The organism is Ensifer sp. SSB1 (genome assembly GCF_016652895.1).
In the GTDB taxonomy this organism is placed as follows: Bacteria; Pseudomonadota; Alphaproteobacteria; order Rhizobiales; family Rhizobiaceae; genus Ensifer.
In genome coordinates, this window is record NZ_JAEPRP010000099.1 from 471 (window position 1) to 24,462 (window position 23,992).

General features: G+C 57.4%; 21 protein-coding genes. 14 read left to right on the forward strand and 7 right to left on the reverse strand.

Annotated features, from left to right (window positions below):
• The coding region (locus I8N66_RS22685; protein ID WP_291158111.1) for an ABC transporter substrate-binding protein at positions 1-550 on the reverse strand (550 nt) is incomplete at its 3' end.
• 77 nt (positions 551-627) lie between these two features.
• Here I8N66_RS22685 and I8N66_RS22690 point away from each other — a divergent pair.
• Together I8N66_RS22690 and I8N66_RS22695 are read left to right on the forward strand one after the other, a co-directional pair.
• Complete coding sequence (locus tag I8N66_RS22690) at positions 628-1,305, forward strand: response regulator transcription factor (RefSeq protein WP_223729023.1); 678 nt, start codon at positions 628-630, stop codon at positions 1,303-1,305.
• Positions 1,302-2,681 (forward strand): sensor histidine kinase, encoded by a 1,380-nt coding sequence (locus tag I8N66_RS22695; protein WP_291158116.1) that lies wholly within the window; start codon positions 1,302-1,304, stop codon positions 2,679-2,681. The genes I8N66_RS22690 and I8N66_RS22695 overlap by 4 nt, the downstream gene beginning before the upstream one ends.
• 111 nt (positions 2,682-2,792) lie before the next feature.
• Here the strand turns inward: I8N66_RS22695 and I8N66_RS22700 are convergent, their stop codons facing one another.
• The 6 genes from I8N66_RS22700 to I8N66_RS22725 all read right to left on the reverse strand — a co-directional run bounded on the left by I8N66_RS22700 (position 2,793) and on the right by I8N66_RS22725 (position 9,073).
• Entirely contained in the window at positions 2,793-2,915 is a 123-nt protein-coding gene (locus I8N66_RS22700; RefSeq protein ID WP_291158119.1) for a hypothetical protein, read from the reverse strand.
• Positions 2,916-3,128: 213 nt separating this feature from the next.
• Positions 3,129-4,154: an ABC transporter permease gene (locus I8N66_RS22705; protein WP_291158122.1), complete on the reverse strand. Its 1,026-nt coding sequence runs from the start codon at positions 4,152-4,154 to the stop codon at positions 3,129-3,131.
• A 34-nt stretch (positions 4,155-4,188) separates the two neighbouring features.
• Complete coding sequence (locus I8N66_RS22710; protein ID WP_291158125.1) at positions 4,189-5,730, reverse strand: sugar ABC transporter ATP-binding protein; 1,542 nt, start codon at positions 5,728-5,730, stop codon at positions 4,189-4,191.
• Between the two features lie 163 nt (positions 5,731-5,893).
• The gene (locus I8N66_RS22715) at positions 5,894-6,823 is read right to left on the reverse strand and encodes a sugar ABC transporter substrate-binding protein (RefSeq protein WP_291158128.1); all 930 of its coding nucleotides are present in this window, start codon (positions 6,821-6,823) and stop codon (positions 5,894-5,896) included.
• A gap of 230 nt (positions 6,824-7,053) precedes the next feature.
• Complete coding sequence (locus tag I8N66_RS22720) at positions 7,054-7,866, reverse strand: TIM barrel protein (RefSeq protein WP_291158131.1); 813 nt, start codon at positions 7,864-7,866, stop codon at positions 7,054-7,056.
• A gap of 175 nt (positions 7,867-8,041) precedes the next feature.
• On the reverse strand, positions 8,042-9,073 hold the full coding sequence (locus I8N66_RS22725; RefSeq protein ID WP_291158135.1) for a LacI family DNA-binding transcriptional regulator: 1,032 nt from the start codon (positions 9,071-9,073) through the stop codon (positions 8,042-8,044).
• Between the two features lie 164 nt (positions 9,074-9,237).
• Here I8N66_RS22725 and I8N66_RS22730 point away from each other — a divergent pair, with 164 nt between their 5' ends.
• The 12 genes from I8N66_RS22730 to I8N66_RS22785 form a co-directional block, all read left to right on the forward strand.
• Complete coding sequence (locus tag I8N66_RS22730; RefSeq protein ID WP_291158138.1) at positions 9,238-10,329, forward strand: fatty acid desaturase family protein; 1,092 nt, start codon at positions 9,238-9,240, stop codon at positions 10,327-10,329.
• A gap of 29 nt (positions 10,330-10,358) precedes the next feature.
• Positions 10,359-10,676 (forward strand): MocE family 2Fe-2S type ferredoxin, encoded by a 318-nt coding sequence (locus tag I8N66_RS22735; RefSeq protein ID WP_291158141.1) that lies wholly within the window; start codon positions 10,359-10,361, stop codon positions 10,674-10,676.
• Between the two features lie 50 nt (positions 10,677-10,726).
• A complete protein-coding gene (locus I8N66_RS22740) occupies positions 10,727-11,953 on the forward strand; it encodes an FAD-dependent oxidoreductase (protein WP_291158144.1) in 1,227 nt (408 codons plus the stop codon).
• Positions 11,954-12,006: 53 nt separating this feature from the next.
• Positions 12,007-12,804, forward strand: coding sequence for a 3-methyl-2-oxobutanoate hydroxymethyltransferase (locus I8N66_RS22745; protein WP_291158147.1), 798 nt, complete (start codon positions 12,007-12,009; stop codon positions 12,802-12,804).
• A gap of 80 nt (positions 12,805-12,884) precedes the next feature.
• Positions 12,885-13,688, forward strand: coding sequence for a sterol desaturase family protein (locus I8N66_RS22750; RefSeq protein WP_291158150.1), 804 nt, complete (start codon positions 12,885-12,887; stop codon positions 13,686-13,688).
• A gap of 538 nt (positions 13,689-14,226) precedes the next feature.
• The gene (locus I8N66_RS22755; RefSeq protein WP_291158153.1) at positions 14,227-16,248 is read left to right on the forward strand and encodes a glycosyltransferase family 2 protein; all 2,022 of its coding nucleotides are present in this window, start codon (positions 14,227-14,229) and stop codon (positions 16,246-16,248) included.
• A gap of 92 nt (positions 16,249-16,340) precedes the next feature.
• A complete protein-coding gene (locus I8N66_RS22760; RefSeq protein WP_291158156.1) occupies positions 16,341-17,348 on the forward strand; it encodes a hypothetical protein in 1,008 nt (335 codons plus the stop codon).
• Positions 17,349-17,412: 64 nt separating this feature from the next.
• Entirely contained in the window at positions 17,413-17,985 is a 573-nt protein-coding gene (rfbC, locus tag I8N66_RS22765) for a dTDP-4-dehydrorhamnose 3,5-epimerase (RefSeq protein WP_291158159.1), read from the forward strand.
• A gap of 18 nt (positions 17,986-18,003) precedes the next feature.
• Entirely contained in the window at positions 18,004-19,059 is a 1,056-nt protein-coding gene (gene rfbB / locus I8N66_RS22770) for a dTDP-glucose 4,6-dehydratase (protein ID WP_291158162.1), read from the forward strand.
• Positions 19,056-19,940 carry a dTDP-4-dehydrorhamnose reductase gene (rfbD, locus tag I8N66_RS22775; protein ID WP_291158164.1) on the forward strand — a complete coding sequence of 295 codons (885 nt, stop codon included), beginning with the start codon at positions 19,056-19,058 and terminating at the stop codon, positions 19,938-19,940. Before rfbB ends, rfbD begins: the two co-directional genes overlap by 4 nt.
• A 142-nt stretch (positions 19,941-20,082) precedes the next feature.
• A complete protein-coding gene (gene rfbA, locus I8N66_RS22780) occupies positions 20,083-20,955 on the forward strand; it encodes a glucose-1-phosphate thymidylyltransferase RfbA (RefSeq protein WP_291158165.1) in 873 nt (290 codons plus the stop codon).
• A 451-nt stretch (positions 20,956-21,406) separates the two neighbouring features.
• Positions 21,407-23,992 (forward strand): glycosyltransferase (locus I8N66_RS22785; RefSeq protein WP_291158169.1); only part of this gene is annotated, 2,586 nt, incomplete at its 3' end.

The following is a 23,992-nucleotide window of genomic DNA, read 5'->3' on the forward strand; positions in this document are numbered from 1 at the left end:
CAACGCCTGAGCGTTCGATGTCGTAGGTTCCGATGCGGCCGAACACCGCGGCCCCTTCGCGCTTCAGGTAGCTGATGAGTTCGGCCCGTGTCGACGGGGGTTTTTCCTTCGTGAAACTCGGCTTGTGATAGACGAAGACGGCGGGCTCGAAGGTGAGCGCATAGGCCGTGTTGCGCCAATTCGCCCAGGCCGGCCAGCGGTCGCTCATCGGCAGGTCGCTGCGTTGGGCGTAGCCATCGTTGCTGAGCTTGACTTGCAGGTCCATCGCGGAAGAAAAGGCGAAGTCCGCCGTCTTCATTCCGGCGTCTGTCTCCTTGATGATGCGGTCGTAGATCTCGCCGGTCAGCATGTCTTCGTAACGCACGGTGACATCCGGATTGGCCCTCTGGAAGCCGACGATCATCGGTTTTGCGAGAGGCTCGTCGAGCGAGGAATAAACCACCAGAGTGCGTGCGTCGGAATTGCCGGAAAGGGCAGGAAATATGATCGGCGCCGCAATGAGCAGCCGCGGACAAAGGGCGAAAAAAAGAAGAGAAATCAAGAACCGCATGAATCCACAATGCCTCAGTGTGTCACCGTTCACAAGCAAGGCGTCGGCGGATAAAGTGGCTCGGGGAGTGACTATATTTGCGTATCTTGCTTGTTGAAGACAACCAGGACTTGGCCGAAGGCCTGTCTGCCATATTGCGTGGCAGCGGCTACGCCGTCGATGTCGTGAGCGATGGCGCCTCGGCCCATGCGGTTGCGGCAACTGAAACCTTCGATCTCGTCATTCTCGATCTCAACCTGCCGGAAATGGACGGACTCGACGTCTTGCGGGCGATGCGCGCCCGGCAGAACCGCGCCGCGGTCCTGATCCTCACAGCGCGGGGCGCGCCCGAGGAGCGGATCAAGGGCCTTGATCTCGGTGCCGACGACTACATGATCAAGCCGTTCGACGTCGGGGAGCTTGAAGCGCGGGTGCGGGTGCTCCTGCGCCGGCAGGCGGGTCTGCGGGCCTCGACTGTCAGCTACGGCAATGTTTCGCTCGATCTCAACACCCGCAGCTTCTCTTCGGGTGGCGTGCCGATCGAAATCCCGGCGCGTGAACTCGGGCTTCTCGAACTTCTGTTCATGCGGGCGGGCAAAGTGGTCGCCAAGGACGCGATCATGCAATCGCTGACCGGCTTCGACGACGATCTGAGCCCCAACGCGATCGAGCAATATGTCAGCCGGCTGCGCAAGCGCTTGGCGCCACATGGCCTGACCGTGCGCACGGCCCGCGGCATCGGCTACTACCTCGATAAGATGGCCGGGCCGGAATGAGAGCGACGGTCTACTCCCTTCGCCGGCGCCTGCTTGGCTGGCTGCTGATTTCGACGGTGGTCATCGGCATTATTGCGCTCGTGGACACCTACCGTGAGGCGGTCACCACCGCCAACGTTGTCTCTGATCGCGTGCTCGCCGGCTCGGCGTTGGCGATTGCGGAACGCGTGGTCGTTGCGGAGGATGGCTCGCTCGAGGTCGATATTCCCTATGTCGCCCTGGAGATGTTGACGTCGGCGGCGCAGGACCGCGTTTTCTATCGCGTCGACGGCCCACCCGGGCAGTTCATCACGGGCTACCAGACGCTGCCGTCGCTTGCCGAAGAGCCTGGAACATCCACGACCTTTGCGGATTCGATCTTCCGCGGCGAACCGATCCGCATTGCCGCACTTCGCCGTTCAGCCTCGACCGGGATCAACTCGGTACCTTTCGTCGTGACCGTGGCCGAAACGACGATCGCGCGGCGGCAACTGGCGCAGACCATTCTCGTTCGCTCGGCGCTACGCCTCGGCATGATGATCGCAGGTGCTGCCGTGATCGTCTGGATCGCGGTCACGTTTTCGCTGCGACCGCTCTACCGTCTCGGAGACGCGATCGCGGAGCGCAATCCGGATGACCTGCACCCGATCGGCGAACGGGTGCCGAACGAGGTCCAGGGGCTCGTCGACACCGTCAATTCCTTCATGGGGCGGCTGCAATCCGCACTTGATGCCCTGCGCAATTTCACCGGCAACGCAAGCCATCAGTTGCGGACGCCGCTTGCAATCATCCGAACCCAGCTCGCCCTGGCGCAGCGCGCCGGATCCTTCGAGGAGACGAAGGGGGCCGTGAAAAAGGCCGACGAGGCGGTCGCCAATGCCGAGCGCATTCTCGGGCAGCTGCTGCTGATGGCAAAGATCGATGCTGCCGGGAAGAACGAGGCCCGCATGCTGGGGCGTGTCGATCTGGTCGAGCTCGTGCGAGAAATCACGGCGGAACACGTGCCGGCGGCGGGCGAGGCCGATATCGATCTCGGCTTCGATGGCGATGGCGATGCGTTCATTCGCGCCGAGCCACTGTTGGTCGGCGAGATGCTTAAGAACCTGATCGGCAACGCCTTGCTTTATGCCGGCCGCGGCGCCGTCGTGACGACGCGCGTTCACACAGTCGGTGGAACTGTAGCGTTAGAAGTCGAGGACAACGGCCCCGGCATTCGCGCAGATCTGCGCGAGGCGGTACTGCGCCGCTTTGAGCGCGGGGGAAGCGAAGCTCCGGGATCTGGGCTTGGCCTGCCGATCGTCGAGGAGATTGCCGAACTTTACGGGGCAACAACCCTTCTTAGCGAAGGGGCTGATGGCAGAGGCCTCAAGGTGACGATCCGCTTTCCGGCGGGTTAGCCGGAAACCGGCTCTGTCCGGCGCCGCGATTGCGGGCCGGAGGAGCAAGAACCGTCTGCGGGCGGTCAGGTCGACACACCCACATGGTTGCGGCATTTTCGATTGTCTTGCTTAGCGGCCGCGCTGGCCGAAGAGGGAAGCTGTCTCGCGGGTCTGTACCCGCAGCATCGCGTTCCAGAGCTGAAGAACGAAACGCGACTGAAACTGGCTCGCAAGCTTGCGCTGCGACAACATGATAAGTCTCCGATAGTTTTGGACGTGCCGCATATAGTGCATTGCCTGGGATTTTGCCAGAGCGCCCGCGCTGGGGCAGCTCTGCGCGCCAAGCATATGTGGAAAATGGCCCGAGCCAGGCGAAATAGCTTGCCTACAAAAACAAAATGCCGGGATGATTTTCATCATCCCGGCCAGTTGGCTTCACTGGGAGGAGAGTTCTTCTTTGGAGGGTCAGGCCTTCTTCCGGTTCTTCTGTCGGTAGACGTCGATGACGACGGCTGCGACGATGATCAGGCCCTTGACGATTTCCTGGTAGTAGGCGTCGACCCGGAGGAAGGTGAAGCCAGAGGTCATGACGCCGAGGATGATCGTGCCGATCACCGTGCCGGTGATGCGGCCGACGCCACCCGTCAGCGACGTGCCGCCGATGACGGTCGCGGCAATCGCGTCCAGTTCGTACATGACACCCATGCCAGCCTGTGCGGTCTGGGCGCGGGCTGCAGTGACGACGCCGGCGAGACCAGCGAGCATGCCAGCAATGGCATAGACCTTGATCAGGTGCGCTTCGACATTGATACCCGAGACGCGTGCCGCCTGGACGTTGGCGCCGATCGCATAGGTGAACTTGCCGTAGCGGGTATAGCGCAGCGCGATGTGGAATATGATCGCGACGACCAGGAAGACGATGACGGGCCAGATGCCGGTTCCGATGAAATTGAACTGCTCGGTGAGGCCAGAGACCGGTTGCCCCTTGGTGTACCACTTGGAGATCCCGCGTGCTGACACCATCATACCGAGCGTGGCGATGAAGGGCGGGATCTTCGTGCGAGCGATGAGCTGGCCGTTGATGAACCCTGCGAGCAATCCGATGCCGATGCCAAGGCCGATCGGGACGATCGCCGGCATGTCGGTGAGCGACGGATAGAGGGCGCGTGGCCAGGTTGATGCCTGGGCGACGCTTGCCGAAATCATCGCCGTCATGCCGACGACGGAGCCGGAGGAAAGGTCGATGCCGCCGGTAATGATGACCTGGGTCACGCCGACGGCGATGATGCCGATCACCGAGACCTGCAGGATCATGATCGTCAGGCGCTGCGGGTTTATGAGGAAGCTCTGGCCAACGAAGATCCAGCCAAGAACTTCATAGACGAGTGCGATGCCGATCAGCACCAGGAAGATGTTGAGTTCGGGCGGCAGGCGGCGTTTTGCGCCAACGAGCGTCGTGCTCGTGCCCTGTGCGGCGACATTGGTATCCATTTTCATTCCTCCCTTTCGTCGGGGCGCTTCCCGCTCAGCTCGCGGCGAGCTCCATGACCTTGATCTGGGTTGCTTCCGCCCTGTCGAGGAAGCCGGTGACGCGGCCCTCGTGCATGACCATGATACGGTCGCTCATGCCGAGCACCTCTGGCATTTCCGAAGAAATCATGATGACGGCGACGCCGTTCCGCGCGAGCTCGGTGACGAGGCGGTGGATTTCCGCCTTGGCGCCGACGTCGATGCCGCGTGTCGGCTCGTCGAGGATCAGGATGCGCGGGTTTGTGAGCAGCCAGCGGCCGATCAGCACCTTCTGCTGGTTGCCGCCGGAGAGGTTCTCGATGCGCTCCTGCAGGTTCGGCGTCTTGACGCGCAGCTTGCGGCTCATCTCTTCGCAAGCGGCGGTGATCTGCTTCTCGGTGACGAAGCCGCCCCTGACGAAGCGATCCTGGAGCACGGCGATCTGCATGTTCTCGAGGATGTCGAGTATCAGAAGACAGCCTGTGTCCTTGCGGTCCTCGGTCAGGAACGCCATGCGGTTCTTGATCGCCGTGTTCGGACTGTCGATCGAAAGCGTCTTGCCGTCGATCGCAATCGTGCCGGAATTCGCCGGTGTCACGCCAAAGAGTGTTTCGGCAACGTTCGAGCGGCCGGAGCCGACGAGGCCAGCGATCCCGAGGATTTCCCCGGCGCGGACATCGAAGGAGACATCGCGGAAGACACCGTCGAGCGTCAGGTTCTTCACCGAAAGCACGACGTCGCCGATCGGCACTTCCTCCTTCGGGAACATCTGGGTGATCTCGCGGCCAACCATCATGCGGATGATGTCGTCGCGGGTGACGTCGCTCGAAGCATGAGTGCCGATGAACTTGCCGTCGCGGAACACCGAGAACTCGTCGGCGATCTCGAAGAGCTCGTTCATCTTGTGGGTGATGTAGACGATGCCGATGCCCTGTTCGCGCAGGTCGCGGATGATCTCGAAGAGGTGGGCGACCTCGCGCTCGGTCAGCGCCGAGGTCGGCTCGTCCATGATCAGCACGTCGGATTCATAGGAAACCGCCTTGGCGATTTCGACCATCTGCCGGTTGGCAACGGAGAGATGGCGAACTTCGATCTCCGGATCGATCTTGATCTTAAGGCGATCGAAAAGTCGGGCCGTGATGCGGTTCATCTCGCCGTGGTCGACGAAGCCGAAGCGGTTCTTCGGTTCGCGGCGGATCCAGATGTTTTCCGCCACCGTCATGAACGGCATCAGGTTCAGTTCCTGATGGATCATGGCAATGCCGTTTTCGAGCGCGTCGAGCGGCGACTTCAGACGGATGTCGACGCCTTTCAGCCTGACTTCGCCCTTATCCGGCGTATAGATGCCGGCGAGGATTTTCATCAGCGTGGATTTGCCGGCGCCGTTTTCGCCCATTAGCGCATGGACCGTGCCGCGCTTGAGCTTGAACTCGACGTCGTCAAGGGCAACGACACCCGGGAATTCCTTGCGGATTCCTTCCGCCGAAAGAAGATATTCGGCCTTGGGCACGGCGCCGCTGGCGCGCACGGCTGCCATCGTTGTCGGACTGAGCGTCATTTCCTTGCCTCCCCGGTCATTTCCGGCTGTTGCCGAAAGTCCTCGTCGCTGGCGGGTCACCAGCCCATTTGTCGCAGGTCGCATCCAACGGGACGCAGACATCCGCAGCGGGACTTGCATTTGAACGAGAGCGCGGAAGTTTCCGCGCTCTCGATGAAGGCGATCAGTTCTTCGCCTGATACGTGTCGAGGTTTTCCTTGGTCACCAATTCGAAGGGAATATAGACCTTCTTTTCGACCGGTTCGCCCTTGGCGAGCTTGAGTGCAGCGTCCACCGAACCCTTGCCCTGGCCGGCGGCATTCTGGAACACGGTCACGTCGAGGTCGCCCGCAGCCATTGCCGCGAGTGCGTCCTGTGTCGCATCGATACCACCAATGACGACCGAGTCCATCGAGCGGCCGGCGGCCTTCAGGGCCTGGATCGCGCCGATCGCCATTTCGTCGTTGTTCGAAATGACGGCATCGAACTCAACGCCGGCCGAGAGCCAGTTCGTCAGGAGATCGGACCCTTGCGTGCGAGACCAGTTGGCGGTCTGCTCCTCAACGATCTCGATACCCTTGCACTGGTCGGTCGCAAGCACGTCGTGGATATCCTTCGTGCGCATGCGGGCGGCCTGGTTGGAAAGCTCACCCATCATGACAACGGCCTTGCCCTTGCCGTTGAGCATCTTGCAGATTTCCTGGGTCTGTAGCGTGCCGGATTCCTGCTCGTTCGAAGCAACGAAAGCCTGCTTCTCCGGCAGGGTGTCGACGTTGACCGGTTCGCGGTTCACATAAACAAGCGGAATGCCCGCGTCTGCAGCAATCTTCGACATGGCTGCCGTCGCGTCGGTATCGACCGGGTTGACGATGATGGCGCTTACACCGGCGGCGATGAAGTTCTGGATCTGGCTCTGCTGCTTCGAGACGTCGTTCTGCGCGTCTTCGATCTGCAGCTCGACGCCGTCGAGGGTCTTTGCGTAGTCGGACATACCGTTGCGCAAGACCGTCAGGAAGTTGTCGTCAAAAAGGGCCATCGACACGCCGATGGTCTCGGCATGCGCAGCCGTCGACATCATCACTGCCAGCGCTGTGCCCAGCACGAAATTCTTCATTGTCTTTCTCCTCCACAATGGTGCCCGGCGACACCTTCTCCTGCCGGGAGCGCAATCCTTGCCGGATTGCGTTCATTCACATTGAAAGCGCTACTCCCGTTACGCTTCAGATAAAACGGAATAAACGAACCAGTAAATTGCGATTACGGAATATGTATTCCATTTTATGAGGGCGCCGTCAAGACCTGTTGCGGCGCCCTCATCGTTTTCCCGTCGCCAGCGGCGACAGGTCAGATCCGGGCTCGAATGTGGTCCATGCTCTGATTGATGGCAGCCGCCGGATCGGCAACGTCGTGAACTTCGGCGGCAAACGGCTCGAAGGAAAGCGGTCCTGCGTAGCCTTCGGCACGCAGGCGCCGGATCTGTCCGACATTGTCGAGAAGGTCGTTCTGGTCGACCAGAACTCGATGCGAGTCGCGCAGATCGGAAACGGCGATCCGGCCGTCGGTTACGCCGGAAATATGCACGAGCCCGGTCATCTCGGGATAGGTCGCGGGCTCGCCGGCAAGATGGTGGTGGAACGTGTCGTGCACCAGCCGGAAGGTCTGTTCGCCGCCGGTGGCCTTGATCGCCTCGACAGCCTCGGTCTTCGAGCGCAACGAGCAGATTTCGAAGCCCAGTGGCTCGACAAGGCCGATAATTTTGGCCGATTCGAGTATCGGTTTCAGTGCGGCAAGTGCTTCGCGAAGATTTGCCTGACGCTCGCCGTCCGCCTGGCCGGAGCCGTCGTTGACGGGAACGAGAACGAGGGCCTTGGCGCCGCAGTCGCGCGCATAGGCGATCAGCTCTTCGGCTTCTTTCTGACGCGCCGAATTCCATTCGTTGAAGCGCTGCAGCGCGTTGATGGAGACGATCGTTATGCCGATGCTGGCGGCGAGCGCCGCTACATCCTTGGCCGGTGTGCCGTCGAGGATGGCATTACCGGCAAGGTCGTTGCGGATTTCAACGGAGGTGATCCCGAGGGACTTTGCAAGTTCGAAGAAGGTGCCGAGCGGAAGGCCGGGCGTCGTCATATGATTGAGGGCGAAGGGCAGGGCTGTCACGGGAATGTCTCCTCCAGTGGGATGGGCCACGCGTTGTAAATAGAACGTTCATTCCATTTACAACGTCGCAGACATTTCACCAACTGCTGGAGGACAGTCAAAGAGCGAGTGGCTCAAAGGACTTGCATTGCTGCAATATTGCCTTTCGTCAATGAGTGAATTTTATCATTCTCCGCTAGATATTCTCAGGCGTGAAAAGGTCAAAGGGAAGGAAGGTTTGCCCCGGGGCGCCCGTCGGACCTTTGTCGATCGCGTGGATCATCAGGTTGACCGTTTCGCGTGCCAGGGTCACGGTCGGGGTCGAAATCGCCAATGTAACGACATCGTCTCCAAGGGCTGCTCGGGACTCCGGCGTCAGTTCGTTGACGACGGCGATGAGCTTACCTTCCAGCTTTTCCTCGCGGATTGCCGAGATTGCACCTTCCATGCCTCCGCCGCAGACATAGAAGCCGATCAGATCCGGATGGCGCTGCAGGAGGTTCAATGTTGCCTCGTGCGTGATCTCGGCCGTATCGAGATTGACCATGGTATCAAGCACTTCGAAATCCGGCGCATGCTCGCGGAAATACGAGCGGAACCCGATCTCTCGAAGTTCATGGCCAAGGAAGCGATGGCTACCGACGAAGGCTGCAACCTTGCCGGGACGTGTGGCCGCCTTGGCGATCATCCATGCGGCGGTTCGACCGACCTTGTGGTTGTTGAGCCCGACATAACCTTCACGCACGCCGGCTGCGAAGTCCGAAAGCAGCGAGAAGACCGGAATTCCGCGTTCCTTCAGCTCCTCGATCGCGGCCGTGACAGCCGGATAGTCGGGGGCGACGAGCGCGACTGCCTGGTTTCGCGCAGCCGCAGCGCGGAGCTTGTCGGTTATCGCGGTCGGTGTCGAATTTGCCACAAAGTCGATCTGCGCGAAAACACGCGCATTCGACAGCGACAGTGCGGCGTTCTCGATCTCCTTTGCAACGGCCTTGTAGAAGGACTGCTCCGGCTTCTGCAGCACGAAGGCAAGCTTGTACTGCGGCAGATCCTCGAAGACACGCTGCCGGATGAGGCCGACTGCGTGGTAGCCGATGGACTTGGCAGCCTCGTAGACACGGCGCGCCGTTTCCTCCCGCACGGGATGGCGTCCATTCAGGACGCGATCGACAGTCGCGACGCTGACGCCGGCAGCCCGTGCGAGGTCGGCAATGGTCGGACGATTGCTCATCGCTTCCTCCTGATAGGTTTGCATCACGAATGATATGCCGTGAATGACATCATTTGAGAGAATATATCATTGCTGCATTGAGACCTAGCAAAAGTCAACCTATCGTCATTGCACGACATCGGACGCTCCCGGCCAAGCTGGCCGGATCGCAGGAAGGAGAGCAAATGGCGATGGTCCCAACGAAGCGAGATTACAGTCTCCTCGGGCGTGATGCTCAGGCGGCCGTCGCCAACGGCCTTTCGGCCGCGGAGTGGTATCACACGGAGATCCCGCGCAATCAGATGAAGGAACTGATGAAGCGTGAGGATGGACCGGCCATTCGCGACACCGCGATCTGGCTCGGTTGCCTCGTTCTCTTCGGCGGGCTCGGCATCATCTTCTGGGGCACCTGGTGGGCCATTCCGTTCTTCCTCGCCTATGGCGTTCTCTACGGTTCGGCCTCCGACAGTCGCTGGCACGAATGCGGGCATGGCACGGCGTTCAAGACGATGTGGATGAACAACGCCGTCTACCAGATCGCCTGCTTCATGATCATGCGCAATCCCGTCACCTGGCGCTGGAGCCACACGCGCCACCACACGGACACCGTCATCGTCGGCCGCGATCCTGAGATCGCCGTCATGCGGCCGCCGGATCTCCTGCGCCTCGTCTTGAACTTCTTCGGTATTCTCGATGTCTGGCATGCGGTCATCGACATGGTCCGCAACACGCTTGGCATCATCAGTGTCGAGGAAGCGACATTCATTCCGGAAATGGAGCAGCCGAAGGCGATCCTTGTTGCCCGCATCTGGGTTGCCATCTACGCGGCAACGATCGCGCTCTCGCTCTCCCTCGGCTCGATCCTGCCGCTGATGCTGATCGGTCTGCCGCGGCTTTACGGCGCCTGGCACCATGTGCTGACCGGGCTGCTACAGCATGGCGGTCTCGCCGATAACGTAACGGACCATCGGCTGAACAGCCGCACGGTCTACATGAACCCGGTGAGCCGCTTCGTCTATTGGAACATGAACTACCATGTGGAGCACCATATGTTCCCGATGGTGCCCTATCACGCGCTGCCGAAGCTTCACGCGATGATCAAGCACGATCTGCCGGCGCCGAACCCGTCGATGCTGCACGGCTATTGCGAGATGGTCCCGGCCTTCCTGCGGCAGTTGCGCAACGAGGATTATTTCCTGAAGCGCGAACTGCCGGCGACGGCGAAGCCCTACCGGGAGGAGTTTCACAGCGACGCGATCGCGAATGCAGCCGAATAACCGATGAAATCAGGAAATGGGAGGAAATCATGAGCGGAAACTGGGTTGAAGTCTGCCCGGCGGACGAAATCGATGAAGAAGACGTCATCCGATTCGACCACGAAGGTCGCACCTTTGCGGTCTACCGGAGCCCGGACGACGAATATTTCGCGACCGACGGGCTTTGCACGCACGAGCATATCCATCTGGCCGACGGCCTCGTGATGGACGACATCATCGAATGTCCGAAGCACAACGGTCGCTTCAACTACAAGACCGGCCAGGCCAAGGGCGCCCCGGTCTGCGTCAACCTCAAGACCTACCCGGTGAAGGTCGAGGCCGGAAGCGTGTTCATCGCGATCGCGTGATCGCGGCTTCAACGCGAAAAAGTTCAGCAAGAGCGGGCAGGGAGGTTGAAATGGGTGGAATTGTCATTGTCGGCGCCGGCGAATGCGGCGCGAGAGCCGCCTTTGCCCTGAGGGAGAAGGGCTACGACGGGTCAATCACGCTAATCGGCGCCGAGCCGCATCTTCCCTATGAACGGCCGCCGCTTTCGAAGGACGGTCTTAGGGAAAAGGTTCAGCCGAAATATATCGCCGATGCCGAACGCTATGCGGCTTCAGGGATCGATGTACTGACTGACGCCCCAGTCAAGATCATTGACCGCGTCGCCAAGCGCGTCGAACTCGCCGATGGCGGTAGCATCGCTTACGATCGACTCTTGCTGGCGACCGGCGCCCGAGCACGAACGATACCCAGAACCGATGAAACGTCTCGGCGCATCCGCACACTCAGAACGCATGCCGACGCCGAGGAAATCCGGCGCGAACTTCTGCCCGGGCGAAAGCTCGCTATCATCGGTGGTGGATTTATCGGGCTGGAGCTCGCGGCAACGGCGCGCTGGCTCGGGGCAGAGGTCGTCCTGATCGAAGGACTACCACGCATCCTTTCGCGCGGTGTACCCGCCGAGATCGCGACCGTTGTCGCAGAGCGACACCGCGCGGAAGGCGTCGACCTACGGTGCGATACGAAAATCGATCGCATCAATGCGGATGAGCGCGGCGTGCGTATCCTGCTTGCGAACGGACAATCGATTGACGCTGATTTTCTCATCGTCGGCATTGGCGCGTCGCCGAACACGGAATTGGCAGAAGCCGCTGGCCTTATCGTCGACAATGGCATTGCGGTCGACGCGACCCTCAGGACTTCGGATCGGGATATCTTCGCGGCCGGCGATTGCTGCTCCTATCCGCTCTGTCACTATGGCAACCGGCGGGTGCGCCTTGAGGCCTGGCGCAATGCGCAAGACCAAGGAACGCTCGTTGCCGGCAACCTGCTGGGAGCGAACGAAGCCATCACCAGCGTACCATGGTTCTGGTCCGACCAATATGACCTGACATTGCAGATTGCCGGACTGGCCGACGGAGCAGCCACAACCGTGCGCCGCAACCTCGCAGAGGGCGCCTTCATCCTTTTCCATCTCGACGACACCGGGCGGCTGCTTGCCGCCTCCGGTATCGGTCCAGGCAACGCTGTCGCGCGCGATATTCGACTTGCGGAAATGTTGATCGTGGCCGGAAAACGGCCCGATCCTCAGGCACTCGTTTCGCCTGAAACCAAACTCAAAGCGCTGCTTGCCGCTTAGTGCGAGAGCCTTTCGCCACTCTCCTATTTGCTCATTGATACCGGAGACTTCTCATGAAAAGCCGCCGCCCGACCGTTGCCGACCTCCTTTCGATGAAGGGCAAACGCCAGCTCACAATGTTGCGGGTGGAAACACTCGACGAAGCTGAGGCGGCGGAAACTGCCAGCATCGACCTCGTCTCCGTGCCGCCGGCGCTGCTGGGACCGCAGTTTCGGGAAGTGGCGCCAACCTGTTTTGCATTTCCCGGCCTCGAATATGGCGACTACGTTTCGGCGGAGGAATACATCCGGGCGGCATTCAAAGCTCTGAAGGCCGGCGGTGATGCCGTCTATTGCGCTGCCGGTCTTTCGACTGTTCGGCGCATGCGGGAGGAGGGCATTCCCGTCTGCGGCCATGTCGGGCTCATTCCCTCCAAGGCCACATGGACCGGCGGGTTCCGGGCGGTTGGCAAGACCGCGGCGAGCGCGCTCGAGATCTGGCGTCAGGTGAAGGCGTTGGAAGAAGCTGGAGCCTTCGCTGCCGAAATCGAGGTCGTGCCCGGCGACGTCGCATCGGCGATCAGTGCGCGAACGTTGATGCTGATGCTGTCCATGGGGGCGGGTTCTGGCTGCGACGCTCAATACCTGTTCGCCGATGACGTGCTCGGCAGCAACCGTAGCCACGTGCCGCGTCACGCCAAGACCTATCGTAACTTCGCCGCCGAATATGATCGACTTCAGCGGGAACGGATTGGCGCATTCACCGAATTTGCCGAAGACGTTCGATCCGGCGTCTATCCGGAACAGCGGCATCTCGTTGGCATTGATCAAAGCGAGCTCAAGGCGTTCCTGGCCGAGCTGGAACGCAATTAGCGCCGGATGGCTTGCGTCGGGGAGGGCGGTTGGTATAGTCCATCGGCATCTGAACCTCCCTTTCCGCAGCGGATTTTGATTTGAGCGCCCTTCTCGAGGACAGCCTTACCTTTGTTGCCTTGCTGGCCGTCATCTACGCGGCAACGGTGCTGGTCTATTTCATTCTGGGCTATGGCATCACATGGCTCAACGACCGCAACCCCGAACGCCGCATCCAGAAGGGGCGACGCGGCGAAAAGCGCAAGGCTGTCGAAATCCGCCAGAGCATGGCGTCGATCCTTGTCACCTGCACGTCGGTCGCGATCGGCCTCTTTGTCCAACACCAAGGCTGGACCCTCCTTTCGCCCTGGGACTTCAGCTGGTGGACCGCCGTACCGCTGTTCCTGCTCTGCATGGTGCTCTTCGACGCCTGGTTCTATTTCGCCCATCGGTTGCTTCACACCAAAGCCTTCTACAAGTATCACCTGCTCCACCACCGTAGCGTCGCGCCGACCGTCTGGAGCAATGACTCGATCGGGCTTGTGGATACGGCGTTGTCGCAGGGCTATTATGCCGTCATTACCTTCCTCGTGCCGTTCCCGCCGATCATTCTTTTGGCGCACCGGCTCTTCGACCAGATCAACGGCACCTTTGGACACGCGGGCTTTGAATATTTCGCCTCGCGCACGGCACGCCACCCTTGGCCGATGCTTTGCACGACCTACCATGATCAGCATCATGCTGAGTTCAAATATAACTACGCGAACTATTTCTCATTCTGGGATCGCGTGATGGGGACGATCGCGCCGAATTATGATTGGCGGGTGGAAGCGCTGGAAGAGGAGGCGCCAGCGCTGAAGCTGCGAAAATCGTCAGTCATCGTGGAACGGCCTGCTGTCGACTAGTTCCGGCCTAATGCCCGATCGTTTTGTGGATGACCGAACAACCGTGCTGCCATGCAACCCTTGCTATTACGCCTAGTCGGCGGCGGGTCGTGGTTCAAGCAAGGAAACCGGCAACTTGATGGAAGGCCACGAACGTTACGCCATAAGGCCACTAACAACCGTATCGAGAGCCTCTTTCACATTGATCCGAAATTCTTTTGCATCCGTGCTTCGGCATGTGGTCAAGATCGACGTGTATTTGGCAAAGGGTGTCACGGACACGACGTGATCAGGATTCACGTACACGGGAGCGTTGTTGTCTCCGACCAAGGTGAATTTTACCAATCTCATCTCTTGTCCTCGTCTGCCGCATAAGTTCCCGGTGTCCACGAAATTCAGCATAATTCCTCGCTGATGTCGTAACCACCGCTTCGAAATAACAACCAAGTGACAAATTGCAAGCGATCTTGCCGAGCTCATCGTGCGGGACCGCTGGGTAAAGCTGTCCGGCCGGAGATTGTATCGCCCATAGCGCACCGGAGGACGTTATGAAAAATCCTTGCATGCACGCATCTGGTTGCTTCTTGTCGACTTTCTTGCAATGGGTTCGCCCGAAAAACGCTCACTACCGTTTGATTGGAGCATGATGAAAGAGGTCGACCGATGCGAGATTAATATCGGGCTCGCGGGAGCCGCGAACCGTTACGCTGATCGGCCAATCACCGTTTCGATCCACGATCCCGATCATCGACTTGGACGCCGCCCACAACTTCTTTTCAAGAGACCCGATCGGACGCCGGCCACAGTCCTTCGCTCATTCCTGATTGATCGGACGGGTCGCGGACGCTTCTACGGTTGGACCCCGGTGCAATTGGACGCAATCGTTTTGGCGGCCGATCCAGAAACCGCGAACGACGCGGCTAAAATCGAGCCGCAGGTCAGGCTTCGGCGCTTGTCTCTTATCGAGGTCGCCGCCCTGATCGCCTGCCGACGGACCCTGGCCTTCCTCCAAATCATTCGCTTATTTCTCGCAGGTAATAAGAAGGGCGCAGCATTTCGGTTCGTTCGCCAATGTGATGCGCTTTCCGCGCCGGACTACAGCGAGTGGATAGAAGCGCAAGCGCATGCGGAGAAGGGGGAGGCTCGGAACGATGTGCAACTGTCCCGAAGTAGACTGCGGGTGCTTGTTTCAATTCAGGGCAGTGACCCGGCTGCTGTCGCAGAAACCAGAGATTCGTTGAACGCTCAGTCTTGGCGATGTTATCAGGAGGCCACTTCGGGTGGTGTCGCGAAACTGCTTGAATTTAATAAGGCGGCCAATGACGCCCTTTGGATACGGCTTCCGGCTGGTATGCGCCTAGCTGAGCGTGCACTGGAAAGGCTCGTGGAGCCGTTCGCTTTTTCAGAAGATGTCGCACTCTGTTATTGTGACGAAGACCGTATCAACGTTCGAGGCGAACGCTTTGCCCCTTTCTTCAAGCCCGCTTGGAACGCGCCACTCGTTCGCTCGGGTTGGCTTCCATTGGAAGGAGCGGTTTTTCGCCTAGCCCGCATTCCCAGAAGCGTTGCTGTGGAAAGTGCCTCGACCGCGGACATTGCGCTGGCGGTGGCGCAGGCGCGAGCAGGTAAGCTTCTGCATTTGCCACGAGTCCTTTTGCACCGTGGGCCATCGTGCGGTTCACACACGATCCAGGCTGAAGTTGCTCAGCCGAAACGCGAATGCCCGGCAGTCAGCGTCATCATTCCAACGCGCGACAGGTCCGACCTACTTGAGGCCTGTCTCAAAGGTCTCTTTGAAAATACCGCCCCAGCGGATCTTGACGTTGTCGTTATCGACAATGAAAGCTCCGAACCAGCGACGCTGGCCTTGTTTTCTCGATACGAGAAATCCGGACTTATCCGTCGAATACCTCTTCCGGGAGCTTTCAACTTCTCCCGTGCCTGCAACATTGGCGTCGATTTCGCTCGACACGATCTTATCCTATTGTTGAACAATGATGTGGAACCTATTGATTATCATTGGTTAGAGTACTTAGCAGGTGAGCTCGATGATCCGGCGGTCGGCGCCGTCGGTAATTTGCTTTTGTTTCCTGATGGCTTCGTTCAGCATGGCGGTGTAACGCTGGGCGCCGGTACGGTCGCTCGACATAGCTTTCACTTTATCGACCCGAAGAGTGACAGCGACAGGGGCCTGCTCGGGCAACGTCGTGATATGTCGGCCGTAACCGCGGCCTGTCTGCTGACGCGCAAGGACTTGTGGCGCCGCTTGGGCGGTATGGATGAGAAAAAGCTGACCGTGGCTTTCAATGATGTGGATTACTGTCTGAAGCTACGGGAAGCGGGTTTTCGCATTGTCTGGACGCCGGCGGCAGCGATGTTGCATAGAGAGAGCGTCTCGCGTGGCGCTGACGACACACCACAAAAGCTTGAGCGCTTTGCGCGAGAGGAGCGAGCCATGTATGAGCGCTGGAGCGATACTTTGAAAGCCGATCCGTACTATAACCCAAATCTCTCGCTCATTGCCGAAGAATTCGTCCTTGAAGCGCGTCCGCGAGATCTTGCGCCGAGGTCAAGCGGTTGAGCCCTACGCGCGAACGGCTGGCCCGCTGGATTGAGCGACGATTGCCTCGGCCGCGGTTGCGGGAGGGAGCTACCGGCGGTCCGAGACGGCCGGTGAAGCGGATCATTGTTTTTGGCCGAATTCCGAACCCAACCTTCGACTACTATCTAGCAGCGCGCCTTACGGCACCCGACATGCCGCCGTATGAGGTGGCGGATATCCGCGGCCACGAAACACCGAATCTGGACACCGATGGGGCCTTCGTCATCCTATGCCGCTATGCGTCTCCATTCGTCCTTCGCTGGATCGAGAGCAATGCGGAGCGTCTCTCCGGCGTCGGCCTGTTCATCGACGACGACATTCCTGCCGTCGTGACGGGGAAGGACGCAGATTTTCTTTATCGTCTATTTCTCTGGTACCGCGCTCTTTCTCCATTGCGTCGCCTGAACCGGCATCTCGATATCGTGTGGGCCTCTACCCCGCACCTAGCGTCCAGATTGCATGAGGCGAAACCGGTGGTATTGTCACCGGCGCCGCCAAAGGCCCTTTGGTCGCGCACAAGAGACGATGTCAATGCACGTCGCCCAGCCGACCTTGAGGTCTTGATCGGATATCACGCGACGGGCGTCCATCTGGAGGAGCATCGATTCCTTCGGCCGATTATTGCGGGGGTTCTCCGTGAACGGCCACAAGCTCGATTTGAGGTGTTTGCTGATCGACGTGCAAGGGCGATCTGGCGAGGTCTCGATCGTGTGCAAATCCGTGAGCCTCTGCCGTGGACGGATTATTTAGCCGACGCGGACGCAAGGCGCATTGACATCATGCTCGTTCCGTTGGCGCCATCGCATGTGAACGACAGCCGCGCACCGACAAAACGGATCGACATTGTTCGCTATAGGGCGGCGGGGGTATTCTCAGAAGGCGCCGCATATGGTTCGTCTCATGGCACAGAGGAACTGCGAATACCCTATTCGACGGATCTTTGGCGCCGCGCCATCCTGCAACTTGTTGACGATCGAGAACTACGCCGAAGGGTTGCGGTTGTGACAAGCCAAGGAGTATTGCAAATGACGGCGGCAGCGGCTACGGGTTTTGAGGTCTTTAAGGAGCGGCAATTCTAGATGCGTTGCCGCACATTTCGCCGGGTCGATGACCCGCAACTTTATAGCATGCAGGGTATTGGTAATGACTTCGAAGGTGGTATTGCTTCGGCCTAAGCGATTTGGCGACGACCGGGGCTGGTTCTCTGAAATTTACAATGAGAGGGTATTCACCGGTTATGGGATCACCGATCGGTTCGTCCAGGATAACCACTCGCTCTCGGTCCCCGTTGGAACTTTGAGGGGATTGCATTTTCAGATGCCGCCCTTCGAGCAAGCCAAGCTTGTTCGCTGTATCCGCGGCGCAATTTTTGATGTCGCCGTCGATATCCGTCGAAACTCGCCGACTTTCGGGCGGTGGGTTGGTGCCGAGCTTTCCGCGGAAAACGGGAGCCAGTTGTATGTTCCCGTAGGTTTTGCTCACGGTTTCGTCACGCTCGAGCCCTCTACCGAAGTGACGTATAAAGTTTCCAATTTTTATTCCCCACGGAACGATGGTGGCATCCTCTGGAGCGACGCGCAGATCGGGGTCGAATGGCCTCTACCTGATGGCATTACGCCACTCTTGAGCCCCAAGGATGAGCGTCAGCCGCTGCTGCGTGATTTTGACAGCCCTTTCGACTACGACGGTGTACCGCTCGAATTAGTCGAAGGGTGAGTTGGAGAAGGACTGACCATGCGCATTCTCGTCACCGGCGGCGCCGGCTTTATCGGATCGGCTCTCGTCCGACACCTTATCGAAAACACCGAACACCAGGTGCTGAACTTCGACAAACTGACCTATGCCGGTACGTTGACGTCTCTATCACCCATCGCCTCTTCGCCGCGGTATCAGTTCAAGCAAGGCGACGTCTGCGACGAGCGCGCGGTAGTTGCTGCCATCGAGGATTTCCAGCCTGATGTAATCACCCATTTGGCAGCAGAGTCACACGTCGATCGATCGATTGACGGCCCAGGTGCGTTCATTCAAACGAATGTTGTTGGTACCTACACTATGCTGACCGCTGCCCTGGACTATTGGCGGAAGCTCCCAGCCGAGCGCGGACAGGCATTCCGATTTCATCATATATCGACAGATGAAGTTTTCGGTTCGCTCGGTGAGACAGGTTACTTCACGGAGACGACCCCCTACGATCCTCGGTCGCCATATTCGGCTTCAAAGGCTGGTTCGGACCACCTCGTCTCTGCCTGGGGGCACACATTTGGCCTGCCAGTGCTGATTACCAATTGTTCGAACAACTACGGCCCTTACCACTTCCCGGAAAAGCTTATTCCTCTGATGATCGTAAAGGCGCTCGCCGGCGAACCGCTTCCAGTTTATGGGAATGGTACGAATATTCGCGATTGGCTGTACGTGGAGGACCATGTTCGCGCGCTGCAACACGTGTTCGAAAAGGGTGTTCCCGGCCAGACCTACAATGTTGGCGGTAATTCGGAACGTCGGAACATCGATGTCGTGAAAACCGTCTGCAATATACTGGATCGCCTTCAGCCCCGGGAAGATGGTCAGTCCTATCTAGAACAGGTTACATATGTCGCCGACCGACCCGGTCACGACCAGAGATATGCTATCGATGCTGGCAAAATTGGTAGTGAGCTCGGCTGGAGTCCTACGGAGAGCTTCGAAAGCGGAATCGAAAAGACCGTAGCGTGGTATCTAAGCAATCGAGACTGGTGGACGGAAATACTCGATCGGACTCAAGCAGCCAAGCGGCGGGGGTTGGGCGCATGAGTAAGCGACGAATACTCATCACCGGGGGCACTGGCCAGGTCGGAACCGAATTGCTGCGTTGCCGCTGGTCGAGCGATGTCGAACTGGTTGCGCCGAACCGACATGAATTCGATCTCAGTGATTGTGATGCGATCGGTCAATATATTGCCTCAGGTAACTTTTCGGCTGTCGTCAATTCCGCTGCCTATACCGCTGTCGACCGGGCCGAAAGCGATGTCTTGGCTGCCTGGAAAGTAAATGCTTTGGCGCCCGCGGCGATAGCCGCTGCGACCAAGGGACTGGATATTCCGGTCATACATGTATCAACCGACTACGTTTTTGATGGTACAAAAAATGGTCCTTACTTCGAGCATGATCCGGTCGCGCCATTGGGAGTGTATGGGGCATCGAAAGAAGCCGGCGAGCAGGCGGTTAGGACCGGAAACCAACGACATATTATTCTGCGCACCGCATGGGTTTACAGCGCCCAAGGTACAAATTTTGTCAAGACGATGCTGCGTCTTGGGCGCGAACGTGCGTTGATAAGCGTTGTTAATGACCAAACTGGGTGCCCAACGGCCGCGCCAGACATCGCGTTGGCTCTAGCCTCTATCGCCGATCGCCTGATCGAGGATGAGAAGGCTCCCGTCGGCACATATAACTTTGTAAATTCTGGTCATGCGACCTGGTATGAGTTTGCATGTGAAATATTCCGGCAGCGGAGTGAAGCGGGGCACTCAGTCCCGACGGTGACGCCAATTTCAACGCGGGAGTATCCCACACCCGCCCGGCGTCCCGCGAGTTCGCGCCTATCGACGGATAAGCTCTCTCGCGATTTCGGTATCGAAACTCGTGAATGGCCCGTTGCTTTGCAACAGGTCCTCGCATCTATTTCTGACTGAAAACCGAGGAAGCGGATGGCTATTCATCAGCATGGTTTCCTTGTTCCAAATATGGAATATAGGGGCTGAATTATTAAGTTGCGCATTGCCGACTATATGATTGGTTGCGTGCTGCTTTATGAAAAAGAGAGTAGGGGTTTACATGAAGGGAATAATTCTCGCGGGCGGTTCGGGTACCCGCCTCCATCCTGCAACACTGGCTATAAACAAGCAGCTAATTCCGGTTTATGATAAGCCGATGATTTACTATCCGTTGTCTGTATTGATGCAAGCGGACATTCGAGATATATTAATTATATCTTCACCCGAGCACTTGGCTAGCTACGAGCGACTTTTCGGCGACGGTACATCATTGGGGCTTCGGATTTCGTATGCTGTGCAGGCCAAACCGGAGGGGCTCGCCCAGGCATTTACGATTGGTGAAGAATTTATCGGGGCCGACAACGTTGCCCTTGTGCTCGGCGACAATATTTTCTTTGGAGCCGGGTTGGGGGAACTTCTTGAAAAGGCTCGACATCGCAAAAGTGGTGCAACCGTTTTCGCTTATGAAGTCGATGATCCCGAGCGTTACGGCGTTGTCGAGCTTGCGACGGATGGGCACGCGCTCAGCCTAGAAGAGAAGCCAGAGAAGCCGAAATCGCGCTTTGCAGTAACTGGTCTCTATTTCTATGACAACAAGGTTGTCGAACTGGCGAAAAGCCTACAACCCTCTAAACGCGGTGAGTATGAGATTACCGACCTCAATCGAGTCTACATGGAGCAGGGAGCGCTATTCGTAGAGATAATGTCTCGTGGATATGCGTGGCTTGATACCGGTACGCACGACAGTCTTTTGGAAGCCTCGGAGTTTGTACGCGTAATCCAACATCGCCAAGGAACAAACATCGCTTGTATCGAGGAAATAGCGTATCGCAATGGCTTTATCAGCAAAGAACAGCTTATTGAATATGGCAAGTTGTACTCAAAAACATCGTACGGAAAATATCTGTTGAAAATAGCTGCGAGCTCAATATGAAAAGATATTGATTGCGTGCATGTAAGTATTTCTGTCCAGTCTACAAGATCGGCGGTGGGTGGATGTGCTGATTTCGATCGCGCGTTGTAGCTGGTTCCTGTAAATGATGTATTTTTTGAGCAAAGGTCACCATACATGCCGTTCGTATGCACCTTTTGGTGGCTGTGGACAACTCGCCATATGGCATTTCGGATAGCGCCTATAGAACTTTCGCCGGCTCCCCTGTGCTGTCTGGTGTGTAGCCTTGTTCAGACCGCTTCCCCCATCGGTAGATAGTGGACAACGTCTGGTCGAAGTTCGTCGCTATTCGAGGTGTGCACGGCAGACCAGAATTTGTGCATTTGTCTATCGGCACGTTTTGGGCCATATGTTCGCGCTGCAAGCCAAATGACCCGATGCCCCATTAGCGCCTTCGGCCAAATAGTAGTTATCATTCCCAGAGGCATTAAGTATGCTGAAAAAAATGTACAAGCGTTTGCGATCTGACGGCCTGCAAGAGAGAAAGAGCCGCCGCGACTTGGAAAAGGCACAAGGCTACGACAAGCAGAAGAGGTGGCGCCTTGCAATTCGACATTATGAAAGATATCTATCTCAGAATCCAGACTTTACAGAGGTTTGGATCAGTATGGGTCGCGCATTTCAGTTCTGCGGCCAATTGCAGCGTGCGGTCGAGAGTTACAAGCGCGCTATTGAACTAAACTCTATTGACTATAGGCCATTTTACTTCGCCTCGCAGTGCCTCCGTCGAGCGGGTGAGACGGATGTTGCCTTCGAGATGCTTCTCGACGCGTACAAATTGAATCCGGATGGGCCTGCGAGGGAGGAAGTTTCCCAGCTGATAGGACTGTCGGAAGAATTACGCGACTTTCTAGATGCTGTCGACGAGCTTTTTGATGAAAATTACTATCTCAATGTGAACGTCGACATACGATCCGCCGGCGTCGATCCCAAGAGCCATTATCTTTTGTATGGGTGGCGAGAAGACCGTCATCCATCTCCGTATTTCGACCCAACTTTCTATAAAACAAAACATAAGAAATTACTTAAGGGATATTCGAACCCGCTGGTACATTATTGGCGGCATGGTCGCGCGTTGAAGCTAAGATCTAACCCTAGCGGGAGTGGTTTGTGGTTCAGTCCCAGTGCGCCCTCGCCACAGGAGTGGTCCCTAGTGCCCCCAGCTGTGTTCGATAAGGAGAGTACCACCGCCGTTGTAATTGTTCCTGTCTACAAGGGATACGACGAAACGCTTCGCGCGATCTACCAGGTACTACGCGCCCGATGTGAGTCGAGTTATAGTGTCCTCGTCGTAAACGATTGCGGTCCGGATGCGAAGCTGAATGAAGAACTTGCGCGTATTTCGACCTTGGGCTTGTTCGACTACGCCGTAAACGAAAAAAACCTGGGCTTTGTTCAGACCTGTAATAGAGGCATTCTGGAGCTCTCCAGTATGTGCGATGTGGTTCTGCTGAACTCAGACGCCTATGTTTTTGATGGATGGTTTGAGAGAATCCAAGCGCATGCAGCGCGAGACGGTCGCATTGGAACTATTACCCCGCTGTCGAACAATGCCACGATATGCAGTTATCCGCTCATCAACAACGACAATTTTAAATCCCTTGAAGTAAGTCCGGGGGAGCTAGACGCGATTGCTGCCACGACAAACGCGGGAATGGCGGTTGAGACTCCCACAGGTGTCGGATTCTGCTTTTATATGAGTCGAAAATGCATCTCGGAGGTCGGCGCATTGGACCCAATTGCATTCAAACTTGGCTATGGAGAAGAAAATGATTTTTGCATGCGTTCGCTTGAAAAGGGCTTCAAGAATATAATCGCCACCGACGTATTCGCCTATCACGTCGGCTCAGTTTCATTCTCCGCAATTAAGGAAGAGAATTTCAAGGCTGGTCAACTTGCTCTAGAGCGTAAGCACCCGAACTATCCGGCGCTAGTCGCCCGGCATGTCTCGGCCAAGCCAACGCGGTATCATCGCCAGCGATTGGATCGGGCCAGGCTTCTCCGGTCCGCAAAAAATTGTATTGTATTTGTTACTCATACTTGGGGTGGAGGGATACAAACTTACTTGGAGGCAAAGAAAAGACAGTTCGAGGCTGAAGGAAAAAAATTCATAACACTGATCGTGAGAGATCGTCATTTCGTTTCTGTAGATGCGTCAGACTCTCCCTTCCTGTTCATTCCTAATCTTGCCGATATCGACCTTAGAGTTGAATTTGATTTCATTTGTGAACTTATATCTGGCCTCAATCCGGATATGTTGCATATAAATAGTTTTGCGGGCATTGAATGGCAGCATCACCGCGATTTTTTAAACTATATAACAGGAAGTGGAATACCCTATACATTTGTGGCGCATGACTATGCCGCAATCAGTAGGTTCTATCACATGACGCGGCCAGATCTTATATATTCAGGATTGCCGACTTGGGAGACATTGAGCGATTGGTCGCGAATGACCGACGAAACCACTGGCGAGGTCTGCGACGTCGAAAGCCGGAGAGCAGTTTACTCAAGTTTCCTAAGAGGGGCCGAGATTGTGGAGTTTCCAAGCAAGGCGGCCAAACAGGTATTTGAGCAGTTTTATAGCGAATTCCGAGCTGAAGTTGTACCCCACACCGAGCCATTCGAGACGCCATTGAAGGCGAAACGGAGGCCAGTAGACGGAAAGCTGCGTATTGCCTGCATTGGTGCCATCGGCCCCCATAAAGGAAGTGACGTTCTTGTCGGTCTCGCTCTGGATACAATCAATCGCCAGTTGCCGCTGGAGTTGGTCGTCGTTGGGTACACCGATAACGATGAAGCGATGAAGGGAGCCGGCGTCAAGGTAACTGGACCCTACTCATCTGAAAGCGAGGCGATAAACTATCTTCTGGAGTTCGAACCCGACCTCGTTTTCATTTCGAGCATCTGGCCGGAGACGTACTGCTATACGTTGTCCATTGCTATAGCGCTACGTCTTCCTTTCATCGTGTTCGATCTAGGTGCGCAGGCAGAGCGGGCAAGGATGGTGAACTGGAGC

What these genes read in the sequence shown, in the direction of transcription:
- rfbD (WP_291158164.1), top strand. Translation starts at nt 19,056, where the DNA reads ATGAGTAAGCGACGAATACTCATCACCGGGGGCACTGGCCAGGTCGGA.
- I8N66_RS22715 (WP_291158128.1), bottom strand. Translation starts at nt 6,823, where the DNA reads ATGAAGAATTTCGTGCTGGGCACAGCGCTGGCAGTGATGATGTCGACG.
- rfbC (WP_291158159.1), top strand. Translation starts at nt 17,413, where the DNA reads ATGACTTCGAAGGTGGTATTGCTTCGGCCTAAGCGATTTGGCGACGAC.
- I8N66_RS22695 (WP_291158116.1), top strand. Translation starts at nt 1,302, where the DNA reads ATGAGAGCGACGGTCTACTCCCTTCGCCGGCGCCTGCTTGGCTGGCTG.
- I8N66_RS22700 (WP_291158119.1), bottom strand. Translation starts at nt 2,915, where the DNA reads ATGTTGTCGCAGCGCAAGCTTGCGAGCCAGTTTCAGTCGCGTTTCGTT.
- I8N66_RS22730 (WP_291158138.1), top strand. Translation starts at nt 9,238, where the DNA reads ATGGCGATGGTCCCAACGAAGCGAGATTACAGTCTCCTCGGGCGTGAT.
- I8N66_RS22710 (WP_291158125.1), bottom strand. Translation starts at nt 5,730, where the DNA reads ATGACGCTCAGTCCGACAACGATGGCAGCCGTGCGCGCCAGCGGCGCC.
- I8N66_RS22740 (WP_291158144.1), top strand. Translation starts at nt 10,727, where the DNA reads ATGGGTGGAATTGTCATTGTCGGCGCCGGCGAATGCGGCGCGAGAGCC.
- rfbB (WP_291158162.1), top strand. Translation starts at nt 18,004, where the DNA reads ATGCGCATTCTCGTCACCGGCGGCGCCGGCTTTATCGGATCGGCTCTC.
- I8N66_RS22705 (WP_291158122.1), bottom strand. Translation starts at nt 4,154, where the DNA reads ATGGATACCAATGTCGCCGCACAGGGCACGAGCACGACGCTCGTTGGC.
- I8N66_RS22725 (WP_291158135.1), bottom strand. Translation starts at nt 9,073, where the DNA reads ATGAGCAATCGTCCGACCATTGCCGACCTCGCACGGGCTGCCGGCGTC.
- I8N66_RS22735 (WP_291158141.1), top strand. Translation starts at nt 10,359, where the DNA reads ATGAGCGGAAACTGGGTTGAAGTCTGCCCGGCGGACGAAATCGATGAA.
- rfbA (WP_291158165.1), top strand. Translation starts at nt 20,083, where the DNA reads ATGAAGGGAATAATTCTCGCGGGCGGTTCGGGTACCCGCCTCCATCCT.
- I8N66_RS22745 (WP_291158147.1), top strand. Translation starts at nt 12,007, where the DNA reads ATGAAAAGCCGCCGCCCGACCGTTGCCGACCTCCTTTCGATGAAGGGC.